Source organism: Micromonospora yasonensis (assembly GCF_026013475.1).
Lineage (GTDB): Bacteria > Actinomycetota > Actinomycetes > Mycobacteriales > Micromonosporaceae > Micromonospora > Micromonospora yasonensis.
Window position 1 is genome coordinate 1 of the sequence record NZ_JAPDPH010000086.1, and the last position, 13,919, is coordinate 13,919.

Sequence of the window (13,919 nt, forward strand, 5' to 3'; positions counted from 1 at the left end):
AAGAGCGGCAACCAGCTTCCGCGAATCCGCGTGCTCGGCTCTGCCAACAAGACGGTGCTGGTGTTCCGCCGACCGTGCCGGCGGACGGGTAAGCTCGCTGACCTTTGGCACGGTCCGCGTCTGCTGGGCAAGCACGCCGGTCAGGTGTCAGCCATCGGTGCCGGGGCGAACAAGGGCCGCACCGCGTGGGCCGCCTGGATCGCGGTAACGACCTGGGTCAGTTGTTGGTAGTCGCCCCCGGCCGCCCTGATGAGGGTGTCCGCATCGGCGTGGTTGCCGAGGTAACACTCGGCGATGGCGCGCAGGAGAAACGCGACGCTGAATAGGTCCGGCGGGTCAACACTCGGCCGAATGTCGAGTAGCAGCGACCGCGCATGCTTCGGCTGCTGGTTGAGCAGGTGAGCCAGGCTCATGGCGACACGAGCGGACAACATGTGCGGCTGCGCGTGGAAGGCGAGTTGGGCCAGTTCCGAGATCTCCAACACCTCTTGGTGTTCGACCGGTGAGCCGTTCACCGCTGCGGCGTACAGGTACCACAACCCGAACTGGACGGTAAGTACCTGCGCGATTGCGGCGGCGGCCGCGGGATCGGTGCTGTCGGCGCGAGCCAGTGCCGCAAGCCGCTCGGCGTCGGCGATGAGGTCCGCCGCCGACTGCGTGTGTCCCGTGCTCCAGCGCTGCTGGAAGGCGGCGAGCGCGAGTCGCGGGTCGTTGCCGTCGCGAACAGGATTGCCGAGACGATGATCGCCAACCTTTCCTCGGGCAATCGTCTGCAACGTCCTGGTTACCTCCTCCTGGTAGTAGCCCGCCTGTAATGCGGCGCGGGTGGCTGTTGGGGCGAAGAGCCAGCGAAGCAGGTTGCGGCCGTCGCTGCGGGGTGATTTCCCGGGAATGAGATTGGCCATCCCGAGCAGCGCCGCAACAAGCGCTGCGCCGAGCAGTGCGGCGCGTGTCAACGGCGTGCTCGTCGACGCCGTTGCGGTACCGAGCACCGCTGCGGTGAGCAGGTTCGTCATCGGGCCGCCGAGGTAGAACAGCACCATCCGCAGCGGCAACGCGGTCGCCGACGGCGCCGGCCGGATCCACACTTCATTCCGCCACCCGGTAAAGGGTGCGATACGGACCGCGATGACTGGCAGACGCAGCAGCTTCGCCACGATGAGATGCCCGAACTCGTGCAGGACGAGGTGCGCCCACAACGACACGCAGGTGAAGCCGGCGGCGGCGAGCGCGCCCGTCACGGACTCGGTGACGAGTAGCGCGAACGCGACCGCCTCCAACAGCAAGAGGATGGACGCGGCGACCAGCCGTCGGCGGGGGGAGGTCACTGGGAGATAGTACGGCTGGACAAAGTAGAGGCCCAGGTACTTACCGTACGCACGTCGCACACCGCGACGCCGATCCACGTTCGCGATGCCCGCCCGGCTTCACCATCCTCTTCTAGCCGAGATCCGCGCGCATCCGTCCGCTTTGAGGTGACCGGAAGTAATCGGAGGAAGCAGCCGGTCCGGTGACGATGACAGCCCTCAAGGCAGCGAGGCCGATCCGAACCCGGTGCGGAAATCGTCACGGTGTGAGATAGTGCCGAGAGGGTGCCCGATCGCTGGGCCGCGAGGTGCTGCGCGGAGCGGTACGCGTCGTCGGCCACCGATGACTCCCGGCCATCGGAAACGACGAGGCCCAAGACGTCGTCTCCCGTTGTCACCGCCATGACACGACCTTCCCCGACCCGGCGGTGAACAGCTTGTCCGTCCGCTTGTTCCTGCTGCCTTGCCTGCCCGTCCACGTCCCCGCCCGGTACCGATGCCGGCACTACCCGCCCGGGTTCAACTACCGGCGGCTGTCAATGCCGCGGAGCTTCTACTGGGGATGGCTCTCCCATCCCGCTGCGGCCGAGTTACCGCGCAGCACATCCTGCAGGGGCTGGGCTGGCAGCCGGGCCGCCGCCTCGACATCCACCCGCACCAAGGGGTGCTCGTCATCGCCTCGGTCAAGGATGGTCGGCACAGGGTGGGCAGCCGCGGCCAGTTGCCCCTACCGGCTTCCGCCCGACGTATGTGCCGGATGGGGCATCGCCAGCCGGTGCTGCTCGCCGCGCTCGTCGCCCATGACCTAGTTGTGGTGCACCCTGTCGGCGCCGTCGCTCGCCTGTTCGCCGACCTGCACGTTGAGGTGGCAGGAGGCGACCATGCCTGCTGACCCTGCCGCTGTTGCCGTGGCCCGGCAGGTCCTGGACCGCATTGGCGTCACCTTGGCCGATCTAGGGTCCGACGCCGGCGTGGTGGTGTCACTGCCGACGGTCGCCGAGTATCTGCCGCGCGTTATCGCGGCGGCGGGCCCGGGTGCGAGACGTACGTACGGCACGTACTGGGAGCGGATGGCCGCCGCCTGGGGCGACCGACCGGTGGACGCGGTTGCGGCCAGTGACGTCGAGGCGATGAAACAAGAAATGATCGCCACGGCTCGGTCGCGGCGTAACAGCCGTAACGGTCGGCATGCCGGCGAGCACGTCATCGCCGCCGCCCGCGCCTTCTACTCCCGGGCTGTCGCTGACGGTCTGATCGGCGCGTCGGCCAGTCCCGCCCATCGTGTCGCCAAACCCCGCCGCCTCCCGAGCACGCGCCGTGCCTTGACGCCGCACGAACTGGAGGAGATCAACGCGGTGGTGCGGACCAGCGGCAACGATGTCATCCTCGACGCCCTCCTGCTGCGCCTGCACACCGAGAGCGCCTGCCGGCGCGGCGGTGCCCTCGCGCTGCGGCTTGTCGACCTGGACCGCACCAACGGCCTCGTGCGTCTGACCGAGAAAGGCACCGTACGGTGGCAGCCGATCAGCCTCGACCTCGCCGAGCACCTGCACGACCACGCCCGCGTCCGCGGCGCCGCCCGGCCCACTGAGCAGCTGTTGCGCTACCGCAACGGCCAGCCGATCAGCAGCCGCCGCTACGACCACCTCTGGAAACGAATCGGCGACCGCCTGCCCTGGGTCGCCGCCCAGGGCATCTCCACCCACTGGCTGCGCCACACCACCCTTACCTGGGTGGAACGCCACTTCGGCCACGGCATCGCGCGTGCCTTCGCCGGCCACACCGACAGCCCCGGATCTTCCACCACCACCTACATCAAGGCCGACGTACACGCCGTCGCTGACGCGTTGTCGGCGATGACCGGCCAACCACACCCACTCGGCACGATGGAAGGAATCTCGGACGTCTGGCCGACAACCAGTCGCCATTGACCGGCCTTCTTCGATCGAGAACCGGCTTGCTCCCTCCTACGGCTGAAGGGCGCGAGGGAGTTCGTGTGAACTCGATGAGAAGAGCGGAGTGACGGGAGCCTGCCATGCTCCGTTCTGTGGGAGCCCCGGGGTGAGGTCCCGGGGCCACCCGGCCAAGTTCCGGCACGGGGAGAAGTTGGAGTCGAAGGTAGCGCAACGGGCAGGCGTCAAGCCTGAGTTTGGTAGTGACCCTGTGGCGTAGCCCTTGAGCTTTCCGACGGGAAGCTTGAAGCTATTCGTGTAATGGCAGGAGCAATTGTCAAGACCTGTGGATCGATCGTTCAGGGGACGTAGACGAGGTTCACGCGGTAGCGGTATCCAGGTCCGTGCTCGAAGACGTCGACATGCGCCCCGTCCCGCACGATCTCATCGATCAACGACCCGTCCGTCGCTGTCGGCGCCTGCGCCACGTCCGGGTCCGCTGGCGTCGACGCACTCTGGGTGACTACGGTGAGCATGGGCGTACCTCCCCGACCCGCGTTGGCGCGCGGGCCTGCTTGATTCCTTCACTCGGGCTCCTTGGGAAGGCACGCCCTTCCCAAGCCCATCCACAGGTTTCAAGCATTGCTCTAATGGCAGTCCGACCTCCTGGTCGCCTATCACATCATGTAGGTCGAGCATCACCTGATGAACTGCGGTTTGTCGTGCGGTCCGCTCTCTGGCTGCTGTGGTTGAGCCTGGGCTTTACTGCTGTCGCCCCCTCGGGCGGTTTCCTCAACTTGTAGAAGGTTGTCGATGATTACGGCGATGCCGTCTTGGGCGGCCGGTGAGAGCTTGGTGATGGATCGTGCCATCACGCGGACGCGCCGGCTGTGTTCTTCGGGTTCTTCCTGGTCGCCGAGTAGGTAGCCGGCGGGCACGTCGAAGAACTGGGCGAGCGCGCGGAGCGTGGATGCTTTGGGGTTGATTCGGGGCGCGCGCAGCAGGTTGCGGATGCCCTCGGCGGTGATGCGGTGGCCGGCCTTGGTGAGTTCCCGGGCAACCTCGGCCTCTGTGTAAGGTGGCCGACCTTCGGTGCCGGCCTCGAAGAGGGTTCGGAGCCTCGTTTGGATCAGGTGTGAGGCTGCGGCCTCGGCCTGGTCGGCTGGTGTGTCCTTCATGGAGTCCCCCAACTCCAACCACAGTTGGCCACAACAAAAACTGCGGTTGACGCTCTTCTGTGACCTGTGCTTAGCTCTCGGTATCGCTCTCGCAACTGCGGTTCGGTTAAACCCGAACTGGAGTTGCCTGGAGCGTAGCGGATCGGGTCGCCGTACGCGAGATGGCATCCCGGCACGCGGGCGGCGACGTAGGAGGGGACACGTCGTCGCTGTAGGGCCTGCTTCGTCTGGTCAGCGTCCAGGTCGTGACAGTAACGGGGGACCGGCCGCGTCGATGTCGACGTCGGTCAGTGCTGTACGGCAAGCCTTACGGGGAGGCGGACGTGCAAGGTCCATCGGACGAGCAGCCCGAACAGCTCGCCGCCCGCGCGCCTTCGGGCGGGTGTGGCGGTGGGCAGGGGGAGCCGGCGGGCAGGGAGAGGGCCCTCCCGCCGGCTCCCACCCCCGAACAGATCGCGGCCCGAGCCCTGGCCTCGGTGCCTTCGAGGCCGCGCCTTGTCGGTGAGGCGGCGGTGCGGGAGATCCCGCGGGAGTTCGGCGCCGGCAGGCGGGTGGAGACGCTGTGGTGGCGGGCGGCGTCGCTGCGGGCGGGCTGCCCGCTGGTATGCGTGTCCTCAGCGGACGGCGGCGTCGGGCGGTCGGTGTTGACCGTCGGGCTCGGCGGGCTGCTGGCTCTTGCCGTTCCCGACCCGGTGGTGGCGGTCGACGCGACCTTGCTATTCGGAGGCGGCAGGGGGGCAGTACACCGCACCAACGCCGGCACCCGGTGTTGACGCCGCAGGGTGGGTGGTCATGAACCGGGATCTGACCAAGCTGACGATGGGTCTGCCCCAAGCGTGGGCGGCATTCCTCCTCGATTGGGATCGGTCGCTGCGGTCGGGAAACTACTCGCCGACCACGCGCTACAACTACCTGCTGGCCTCTGCTCAACTGGGCCGGTACCTCGCGGGCGACCAACGGGAGTCGGGGGAGGCTGCACTCACTCCGACCGCCGTGACGCGGCGGCATGTCGAGGCGTTCCAGGCATGGATGATCAAGACCCGGTCGCCGGCCACCGCCCTGAACAAGCACAAGGCCCTGCAGCAGTTCTTCAAGTGGCTCACGGTCGACGAGGAGGAGATCGACCAGTCGCCCATGCTGCGGGTACGCCAACCCAAGACACCACAGCGGCTCATCCCAATCATCCGGGACGAGGACACCAAGAAGCTGCTGGATACGTGCAAGGGCAAGGGCTTCGTCCACGTCCGTGACCTAGCGATCATCCGCTTGTTGGCCAACACGGGTGCGAGGCTGTCCGAGGTAGCCAACCTGCAACTCGACGACGTCGACCTGTCGCTGGACACGGTGCGCTATCACGGCAAGGGCGCCAAGGACCGGCGGGTCCGACTCGGACCCAAAACCGCCCGGGCGGTCAGCCGCTACCTGAGCGCCCGCAGCGGGCACACAGGTGCCGGGCTACCTCATCTGTGGCTGGCGGTACGTGGTCCCCAGCCGCTGACCGGCAACGGCATCAAGCTGATGCTCAAGCGGCGCGGTCTGCGCGCCGGGGTCGATGGCGTGCACGCGCACCGCTGGCGGCATACCTACGCACACGAGTGGAAGCTGGCCGGGGGAGACACCGGTGACCTCATGCTGGTGCTCGGCTGGTCATCCGACGACATGCCGCGGCACTACGGCGCCAGTGCCGCCGCCGAGCGAGCCCAGCAGGTGCAAGCCCGAATGGGGATCGGTGAACGTGTCTGACCGTGAGAAGAATCTGCATACAGGGAGGTGTGGGGGAGGAGCGGGCATGACCCCGGAGCAGCGTCGCCGCCGTGCCCGCATCGCCGCACATGCCTCCTGGGCCAACACCACTGACCGTACGGCCCGCACGTCTTCCGGCACCAAGGCGTTTCTCGGTCGGTTTGAGCGCCAGGTCGACCCCGACGGCGCGCTGCCCGAGGACGTCCGGGCCGCTATGGCCAAACACGCGAGGACCGCGTACATGCTGCAACTGGCCGAGCGCTCGGCGGCGGCACGCCGACGCCGAGCCCAATCGTAGGACCCTTGATTGCGTGAGCAACTCCTGGCAAACAGCCGCATCTTCGCTGGCTGTGGTACCCCAAAACCCGATAGGTGGTTGGCGAGCGACGCGATGATTTCCGTGGTCTCGCGAGCGCATGAACGGAGCCTGCCGGTCGCCCCGGCCCGACGCAGCCGCAGTTCCCGGCTGTTGCCCAACACGGGCACCTGGCCGCATCCTCGATGAACCAAATTCCCCGCACGACGCGATAGTTCTTGTGTGTGGCGAAGAAGAAGACAGGAGCCGGAGCGGCCGGTCGACGAGTTCAGCAGTGACGCCGAGTTGTTGCGGGCGGTCGCAGCCGAGCGGACCGAGGCTCTCCGATTGCTGCATCACCGGCACGCGCCCTGGCTGCGTGCCCGGCTGCGCCGGCGCTGCGCGGACCCCGATTTGGTTGATGCCGCGCTCCAGGACACGTTCGTCGCCATTTGGACCGACGCCCATCGGTACGAGCCGACCGGTGCCGACGCCGCGGGATGGATATGGACCATCGCTGCCAGGCGGCTCGTGTCCGCGCTGCGCGGTCCCGCGCACCGCTGGCTCAGTGGCGCCAACACCGAGTTGCCCGACGTCGCCACGGCGCCGTCAGCCGAAGAGTTGGTGCTGCTGGGCATCGAGCACGGCGACCTGGGCGGAGCGATCGATCGGCTCCCGCCGGAGCTGCGGGCGCTCATCCAGGCCACGGCTATCGACGGCTTGACCGTGCGGGAGGCGGCCAAGCTGCTCGGCATCGCGGAGGGCACGGCAAAGACCCGGCTGCTGCGCGCCCGGGCCCGGTTGAGGGAGTTGCTGACATGACCGGCTGGCATATCGACGCGGCGTTGCTCGCGGACTACGAACGGGGAGCGCTCGGTCCGAGCCGGGTCATGGCCGTCGACGCTCATCTGCTGGCTTGCGCCTCCTGCCGCGGACGCGTTGAGGTCGACACGGTGTGGCTGGCCGGCGACTGGGCGGCCGTGTTCGACGCGGTCCATGCGCCCAAGCAGGGCGCGCTACGGCGGCTTCTGGGTCGGCTCGGGCTACCTGAGCATCGGATCCAGCTGCTCGCCGCGACACCGGCGCTGCGCTGGTCCTGGTTGAGTGCGACCGCAGCGGTGCTGGCCTTCGCAGTGGCCGCGGCCTATCTTGGCCAGACCGGGGCGCGAGTCAGCGACGCCCTCTTCCTCGTCTTCGCGCCGATCCTGCCGGTGCTGGCAGTCGCCACCGCGTACGGGCCGCCGGCCGACCCGATGCAGGAGATCACCGATACGACGCCGATGGCCGGGCCGCCGCTGGTCCTCTGGCGCGCCACCGCGGTCGTCGCCGTCGCGATGGCCATGGGCATGGCGGCGGCGGTCCTGCTGCCCGGACCGGGTTGGTACGCCGTCGCATGGCTGCTGCCCGCCCTGCTGCTCAGCATCGGGAGCCTGGCGCTGAGCACCATCGTTCCGCTCTCGACCGCCGCCAGCCTGCTGGGCGGTGCCTGGCTGGCCGTCGTGGGCACCGCGGCCACGGTCCACCGTGAATCTTCTCTGCCGGTCATCTTCGGTGGCACCGCGCAACTCGGCTACCTGCTCGCCGCGGCGGTGGCCGTCGCGGTCCTGACCGTGCGGCGAAGCCGCCTCGACCCGGGGGAGACCCGATGACCACCGTCAGCATCGACGGGCTCGGCAAGCGTTACGGGGCCACGGTCGCGCTGGACGACCTGGATCTGGAACTCGGGACGGGGGTGACCGGCTTCCTCGGCCCAAACGGCGCCGGCAAGACCACCCTGCTGCGCTGTCTGGCCACCGCACTGGCGGCCGACCGGGGCCGGCTGCGGATTCTCGGTCTCGACCCGGCGGTCCCCGCGCAGCGGACCGAACTGCGCCGGCGGATCGGCTACCTGCCACAGAATCCGGGGCTCTATCCCCAGTTCACCGCCTACGACCTGCTCGACTACGTGGCGGTGCTCAAGGAGATGACGAACGGCCAGCAGCGCCGAGCCGAGGTGCGTCGGGTGCTCGACGAGGTCGAGCTGACCGACCGGGCCAGGACCAAGGTGCGCAAGCTTTCCGGCGGTATGCGGCAGCGGCTGGGCCTGGCCCAGGCCCTGCTCGGCGAGCCCCAGCTGCTGATCCTTGACGAGCCCACGGTCGGCCTCGACCCGGAGCAGCGGATGCTGTTCCGGGCCTTGATCTCCCGGCTCGGCGAGAGGCGCACCGTGCTGCTGTCCACCCATCAGACCGAGGACGTGGGCGCCCTCTGCGAACGGGTCGTGGTGATGAACTCGGGGCGAGTGATCTTCGATGGAAGCCCGCGAGAGCTGGTCGCTGCCGCCGATGGCCGGGTGTGGCTGTCGACCACGGCTCCGTCCGGCTCCCAGGCGTACTGGCGCAATGCGGACGGGCTGTATCGGACGCTGGGTGACCAACCCGAGGGCGGTGAACGGGGTCAACCGTCCCTTGAGGATGGCTATCTGCTCCTGCTCGGCACTACGGCGCGCGTGAGGGCGGCCCGATGACGGCCACACTCGTCCCGCCGCCGGTCCGGCATGCCGGCCGGCTGGCCATGGTCGCGCTGGCCCGCGCCGAGGCGCGCCTGCTGCTACGCAGCCCGCTCCTCTGGGGCGGCATGGTGCTCTCCCTGGCGCTGTGCACGGCATGGGGATGGACCACGATGCAGACCTGGGAGACGTTCGCTCAGGACGCCGGGATGTCCTCGATCGTGCTGGCGGGCGCGCTCCTGCTGGCCGGGCATCTGGCGGCGAGCCGGGATCGGCGCGCCAGGGCGGAGAGCCTCGAAACGGTGCCGACGACCGCCGCTCGGCGCGGCGTCGGCCTGCTCGCGCTGGTACTGGTGGCCGGTGCCGCCGGCGCCTCGGTCTGCCTCGCCGGACTGCTGCTCATGCTGCCGGCCTGGCCGGTCGGGCAGTTCGACCCCTGGGTGCTGCTGGTCACTGTGGTGGTTCCGGCGACCGGTGCGGCGCTCGGGATCGTGGTGGGCCGCTGGCTGCCCGCGATGGCCGCCGGGCCGCTGACAATGATCGCGGTGGCGATCGTCCTCGCCAGCCTGCCGGTGCTCAGCACCGGCGCCGACAGTGTGGTCTGGCACCTTTTCCCGGTGCCGTCGGCACCATGGGAGACCGGGGCGGAGCGCCCCACCGGGTGGCACCTGGTGTACCTCCTGGCAGTCCTGGCGGCGGTCGTCGCGTCGCTGTGGTTGAAGCACCGCCGCCTCATCGCGGTCAGCGTGATTCTCGCGGCGACCGTGACCTCAGGGATCGCGACCAACCAGCAGGTGCGGGCCACCCCGGCAGTCATCGACGCCGCGACGGACGACGCGTTGACCGGGCCAGCGGTGCTGGCCTGCGAGGTGTACGGCGGGGTGCGGTACTGTGCCCTCCCGCACTACGCCGGCTGGATTCCGCTCTGGCAGGAGGCGGTCGAGCCGGTGGTACGGAACCTCCCGGCCGCGGCGCAGCGGCCGACCGTCCGCCAGCTCGGCAGTTCAGACGATGGCAGGCCGCTCGTTCCCGGGGCACCGGAGATCGTCACCTCGACACGGTGGGGGCGGCACGGGCGATGGGCGGAGGACTCCCGCACGCGGATGACCGTCGCCTACACCACCGCGGCCACCGGATTGTTCCGCCGCGGCCCCGGGGCGTTCAACTACGAGGCGTCACGTTGCTCTGGCGCCGGCCAACATCGCACGGTCGTGGCGTTGTGGCTGCTGGCGCAGGCCCTGCCGGACGGTGCGCAACGCCTCGCCGACGGCGGGTTGACCCTGGGACGGGTCCGCCACGACCCGGCCGACGCGCAGGCCGCGACGGCGCTGCTGACCCGGCCCCACGACGAGGTGGCCGCCTTCCTGTCAGCACACTGGACACAGATCATGGACCCGGCCGGAACAGCTCTCACACCGTTGGGCGTGACCACCAAGCCGCCGACCATCCCGACCGCCGACGAGCCGGCGGCGTCCGGAACGTCGGGCCAGCCGAGGATCTGCCGGTGAGCGGCCTCCGGCTGGGGATGCTGCTGGCCCGGCCGCTCGCCCGGGCGGTGCCCTGGTGGCCCCTAGTGGCCGCGGCCGTGCTTGCGGTGCTGAGCCAGCTACCTGCGCTGCTCGCCGAGCCGGCGCCGGGCCTCGCGCTGCCCGGCCTCCGACTGGCCGCAGCCGCGCTGGGCGCGGCGGTCTGCTTCGCGCTGCCGGACCGGATGGCGTCGACGGTGATGGCGCCGTCCCCGCGATGGGTGCGGCAGTGGCTGCGGGTGGCCCTGAACTTGATGCCGGCTGTCGCGGTCTGGGTGCTGCTCTACCGGGCGGTCGTGGCCGTCGGCGGCCGGCTCGTCGTCGGGCCCGCCGGTTACCTCACTCTGCAGGCGGCGGTGTGCGGGTTGATTCCGCTGGCTGCGGCCGCCGTGGCGGTGCGATACCGCGACGATCTCGGCGCGGCGTTGACCGGGCCGCTGGTTCAGGGTGTCGCGCTCGTCGGGACGCTGTTCTTCACCGGTACCAAGTCGCCATGGTCGATCCCGCCAAAGACGGGGTGGACGGTTGCCCAACTATGCTGGGCTCCCGCATTGGCGTTGAGCGCGGCTGTTCTGCTGCTCGCCAACCGGGAAGTGTTCCGATCTTGAAACCGTAACGATCGCCGATCCGAACTCCCGAGCGTCGGCGGATGTGGCGCCAGGCGTCGGCGAGGCTGGTCGCGGGCGGAGAGCAGCACGACTCCTTTACTCGGCCGGTTTATGCTTCAGGCGACCTGGGCAAACGTGCGTGAGCATGCCGCTGGGCCACCGGACTACTGGGGGTCAAGGGGTCGTCGGTTCAAATCCGGCCGTCCCGACAGAGAAAAGCCCTGACCAGCGGGAATGCTGGTCAGGGCTTTGACTTTCTTCTATGGGGTTTGAACCTCCCCCCGAAAACCCCTCATTTACCGGGTGCGGCAACCAGGTTTGTCATCGGTGTGCGTCGTTGTGCGCTGCCGGTGGGTGTTGTCCGTTCGGGTTGGCACCGAGTCGCTCAAGGACGTCGGAGACGTCCGGGGCTTGGACGGGCTTGGCGATGTAGTAGGTGTCGGTGACCTCCTCGCTGGAGTGTCCAAGCTGTGCCGCGGCGCTCTTGGTGTCGGTCTCCTGCTTGATGAGGGTGGCGACGGTTTTGCGGAAGGTGTGTGGGGTGACCGACCCAGTCGAGGTCGGCGTCGGTGCGGGCCTGGCGCCACTGACGGCGGACGTTGTTGGGTGATAGCCAGGTGCCGCGTCGGGACGCGAAGATCGCGTCATCGATACCGGCTGCCGACACGGCATGGCCTGGTACACCGCCAAACTCGGCTCCGCGCTGACCGCCAAAGCCGTCGACCGCGGCGTCAGGCTCGGTGACGTCCTCGCCGACGCGATCCAGTCAACCGCAGACCAGCAGCGCGACTGCGACCTCACCCACCCCGGCACACCCTCGGCGGCAGTGGCCATGTTCCGCCTCAACGGTGACGCCGTGGATTACCTCGTCCTCGGTGACGTGACGCTCGCCGCCGATACCGCCGGCGGAGTTCAGGTCGTCACCGACGCTCGGGTGAGCGCCACCGCCAAAGCCGAACGAGCCGAAGCCGACCGCTACCCCTTCGGATCGGCCGAGAAACAACCCGCCCTGCCGCGCATGAAGCACGCCGAGTTGGCCGCCCACAACGAGCCCGGCGGCTACTGGGTCGCCGGCGAAAACCCCACCGTGTTCATGCACGCCATCCACGGCTCGTTCCCGCTCGACAAGGTACGCCGCATCGCCCACACGGAACTTCAAAGACCGCCCGACAGGACTTCGTCGTCCTGACCGTTGACAGCCGGCCGCCGATGCGCGCCGGCCCCCCACCGCCACTTTGCCCGCAGGTGCAGCATCTACCGCTCCACCGGCGCCGGAGTGCGTCGCGGTGACCGACGTGGACGGCTGGACCGATCGACCATCCCCGCAACACCTCCGATCCGGTAGCGGTCGGCCCACCGCTTCGCCGTGGTCGGACTGACCGGAAACCGCTCAGGCGCCCGCCGCAGCGGCCAACCGTCATCAACCACACAGCCGGCAAGACGCAGCCTGCCTCGTACCCGGAGGTCCTCACCTATTTCAAGATCCCAGCCCTGTCGCCAACGTCTATGGACAGAACACCTAGGGGCAGAACCGGCCGACCACCTCGGCGGCTGCGCGCGCCAGGGTGTCGCCGCCGGCGCAGTCGAGGAGCCCGGCCACCACCGCGTCGGCGGTCGCCGGGGTGAGTACGTCCTCGGCGTTGCGACGGAACTTGGCGGCCACCTCGTCGGCGGTCAGCGGGTCGTCCGGGTTGCCGCGGGCGTTGCACACCGTGGCCGACGCCGTCGGGCCGTCCCGCCAGTGGACCGTGACCCTGGTCGGCCGCTCGTGCGGGAGGGCGGTGGTGAAGGCCGGCTCCTCGCGCAGCCGGACCAGCGCGGCCAGCGCGCCGACCTCGGGGCGGGCCAGCCGGTCGGGCAGGAAGCCGGCCGCGGCGAGTTCGCCGTCGAGGGCCAGGGTGGCCAGGCTGACTGGCACCGAGAACCGCGCGTGCAGGTCCGAGGAGACCTCGGCGGTGGACAGCGACGCGGCGAAGGCGAAGGTGTCGACCTCGATCGCGGCCAGACCGCCGCGGTCGCGCACCGGGTCCGGTACGCCCGCGACGGCGGCGCGGAACGCGTCCAGTGCGGGGTGCACCCAGCGCGCGCAGGCGTACGGCTTGAGATAGCTGTCGGCCAGCCGCCAGCGGGTGCCCAGGCCCGTCGTCAGCTCCGCGGCGGACAGATCGGTGCAGACCAGGCCGTCGAGCAGTTCGCCGAGCAGGGCCGCCGACCCGGTGGCGCCGTCGGCCGCGCGGCGGGCGGCGGCGGCGCCGTAGTAGGCACCCAGCCCGGTCCACAGGTTGCGGACGGTGCCGCCGCGCATCGGCACGGCGAGGGTCGCGGCCATCGGCACCGAGCCGGCCAGCTCGATGGCGGTGGCGGTGGTGGCAGGGGGAAGGTCGTCCAGCAGCGCGGTGGCAACCGCCGCGGCGATCGGACCGTGGATGCCGTGGGGATGCAGCCCGGGCCGCAGCGTGGTGCCGACGCCGAAGCGCATGCCGATCTCGTTGGCGATCAGGAACATCTCGACGAGCCGGCGGTCGTCGACCCCGTTCGCGGCGGCGTGCAGCAGCACGGGGAGCGAGTGCGGCGCCGGGTGTGCCGTCGGCACCGGTGGCAGCCGGTGCCCCTGCGGATGGAAGGACCCGCCCGAGTCGGCGTCCAGCCAGGTCGCGGCCGTGCCAAGGGTGACCAGCCGGCCGAACGGGAGGTCGGTGGTGACCGACGGGCGTAGCGCTTCACCCAGCGCTCGCACGCCCGGGTACCGCAGGCCACCGAGCAGCGCGCCCAGGGTGTCGAGCAGCAGCCCGCGGGCGAAGCCGACAACGTCCTCGGGCGGGTCCTCAAGGCCGGTCTCGTGTGCGAACGCGGCGATCCGCGCGGTGTCGATTCCTGTCATC

The 13,919-nt window shown here is 69.6% G+C and carries 15 protein-coding genes and 1 pseudogene; 11 read left to right on the plus strand and 5 right to left on the minus strand.

Going from position 1 to position 13,919, the window contains the following annotated elements; translation table 11 throughout:
• Positions 1-140 precede the first annotated feature (140 nt).
• Positions 141-1,328, minus strand: coding sequence for a zinc metalloprotease (locus tag ONA70_RS18655; protein WP_265007728.1), 1,188 nt, complete (start codon positions 1,326-1,328; stop codon positions 141-143).
• Between the two features lie 541 nt (positions 1,329-1,869).
• Between ONA70_RS18655 and ONA70_RS18660 the strand changes: the two genes are divergently transcribed.
• Both ONA70_RS18660 and ONA70_RS18665 read left to right on the plus strand, forming a co-directional pair.
• Positions 1,870-2,199, plus strand: coding sequence for a hypothetical protein (locus tag ONA70_RS18660; protein ID WP_265007729.1), 330 nt, complete (start codon positions 1,870-1,872; stop codon positions 2,197-2,199).
• Between the two features lie 178 nt (positions 2,200-2,377).
• Positions 2,378-3,238, plus strand: coding sequence for a tyrosine-type recombinase/integrase (locus ONA70_RS18665; protein WP_265007730.1), 861 nt, complete (start codon positions 2,378-2,380; stop codon positions 3,236-3,238).
• A gap of 320 nt (positions 3,239-3,558) precedes the next feature.
• Here the strand turns inward: ONA70_RS18665 and ONA70_RS18670 are convergent, their stop codons facing one another.
• Both ONA70_RS18670 and ONA70_RS18675 read right to left on the minus strand, forming a co-directional pair.
• On the minus strand, positions 3,559-3,735 hold the full coding sequence (locus ONA70_RS18670; protein WP_265007731.1) for a hypothetical protein: 177 nt from the start codon (positions 3,733-3,735) through the stop codon (positions 3,559-3,561).
• Positions 3,736-3,897: 162 nt separating this feature from the next.
• Positions 3,898-4,377, minus strand: coding sequence for a hypothetical protein (locus tag ONA70_RS18675; protein WP_265007732.1), 480 nt, complete (start codon positions 4,375-4,377; stop codon positions 3,898-3,900).
• Positions 4,378-4,889: 512 nt separating this feature from the next.
• Here ONA70_RS18675 and ONA70_RS18680 point away from each other — a divergent pair.
• The 9 genes from ONA70_RS18680 to ONA70_RS18725 all read left to right on the plus strand — a co-directional run bounded on the left by ONA70_RS18680 (position 4,890) and on the right by ONA70_RS18725 (position 12,226).
• Positions 4,890-5,150, plus strand: a complete 261-nt coding sequence (locus ONA70_RS18680) for a hypothetical protein (protein ID WP_265007733.1) — start codon at positions 4,890-4,892, stop codon at positions 5,148-5,150.
• 19 nt (positions 5,151-5,169) lie between these two features.
• Entirely contained in the window at positions 5,170-6,120 is a 951-nt protein-coding gene (locus ONA70_RS18685; RefSeq protein ID WP_265007734.1) for a tyrosine-type recombinase/integrase, read from the plus strand.
• A 46-nt stretch (positions 6,121-6,166) separates the two neighbouring features.
• Positions 6,167-6,418: a hypothetical protein gene (locus ONA70_RS18690; RefSeq protein ID WP_265007735.1), complete on the plus strand. Its 252-nt coding sequence runs from the start codon at positions 6,167-6,169 to the stop codon at positions 6,416-6,418.
• 240 nt (positions 6,419-6,658) lie between these two features.
• Positions 6,659-7,237, plus strand: a complete 579-nt coding sequence (locus tag ONA70_RS18695) for an RNA polymerase sigma factor (protein ID WP_265007736.1) — start codon at positions 6,659-6,661, stop codon at positions 7,235-7,237.
• Complete coding sequence (locus ONA70_RS18700) at positions 7,234-8,064, plus strand: zf-HC2 domain-containing protein (RefSeq protein ID WP_265007737.1); 831 nt, start codon at positions 7,234-7,236, stop codon at positions 8,062-8,064. Before ONA70_RS18695 ends, ONA70_RS18700 begins: the two co-directional genes overlap by 4 nt.
• Positions 8,061-8,921, plus strand: a complete 861-nt coding sequence (locus tag ONA70_RS18705; protein WP_265007738.1) for an ABC transporter ATP-binding protein — start codon at positions 8,061-8,063, stop codon at positions 8,919-8,921. Before ONA70_RS18700 ends, ONA70_RS18705 begins: the two co-directional genes overlap by 4 nt.
• Positions 8,918-10,411 carry a hypothetical protein gene (locus ONA70_RS18710; RefSeq protein ID WP_265007739.1) on the plus strand — a complete coding sequence of 498 codons (1,494 nt, stop codon included), beginning with the start codon at positions 8,918-8,920 and terminating at the stop codon, positions 10,409-10,411. The genes ONA70_RS18705 and ONA70_RS18710 overlap by 4 nt, the downstream gene beginning before the upstream one ends.
• The gene (locus ONA70_RS18715; RefSeq protein WP_265007740.1) at positions 10,408-11,037 is read left to right on the plus strand and encodes a hypothetical protein; all 630 of its coding nucleotides are present in this window, start codon (positions 10,408-10,410) and stop codon (positions 11,035-11,037) included. The genes ONA70_RS18710 and ONA70_RS18715 overlap by 4 nt, the downstream gene beginning before the upstream one ends.
• A gap of 670 nt (positions 11,038-11,707) precedes the next feature.
• The gene (locus tag ONA70_RS18725) at positions 11,708-12,226 is read left to right on the plus strand and encodes a hypothetical protein (RefSeq protein WP_265007741.1); all 519 of its coding nucleotides are present in this window, start codon (positions 11,708-11,710) and stop codon (positions 12,224-12,226) included.
• Positions 12,227-12,294: 68 nt separating this feature from the next.
• On the opposite strand, the pseudogene ONA70_RS18730 reads toward ONA70_RS18725, so the two are convergent.
• A pseudogene (locus ONA70_RS18730) lies at positions 12,295-12,513 on the minus strand (leucine zipper domain-containing protein); the annotation flags it as partial.
• A gap of 43 nt (positions 12,514-12,556) precedes the next feature.
• Positions 12,557-13,918, minus strand: coding sequence for an MmgE/PrpD family protein (locus ONA70_RS18735; RefSeq protein ID WP_265007742.1), 1,362 nt, complete (start codon positions 13,916-13,918; stop codon positions 12,557-12,559).
• Position 13,919: the final 1 nt, after the last annotated feature.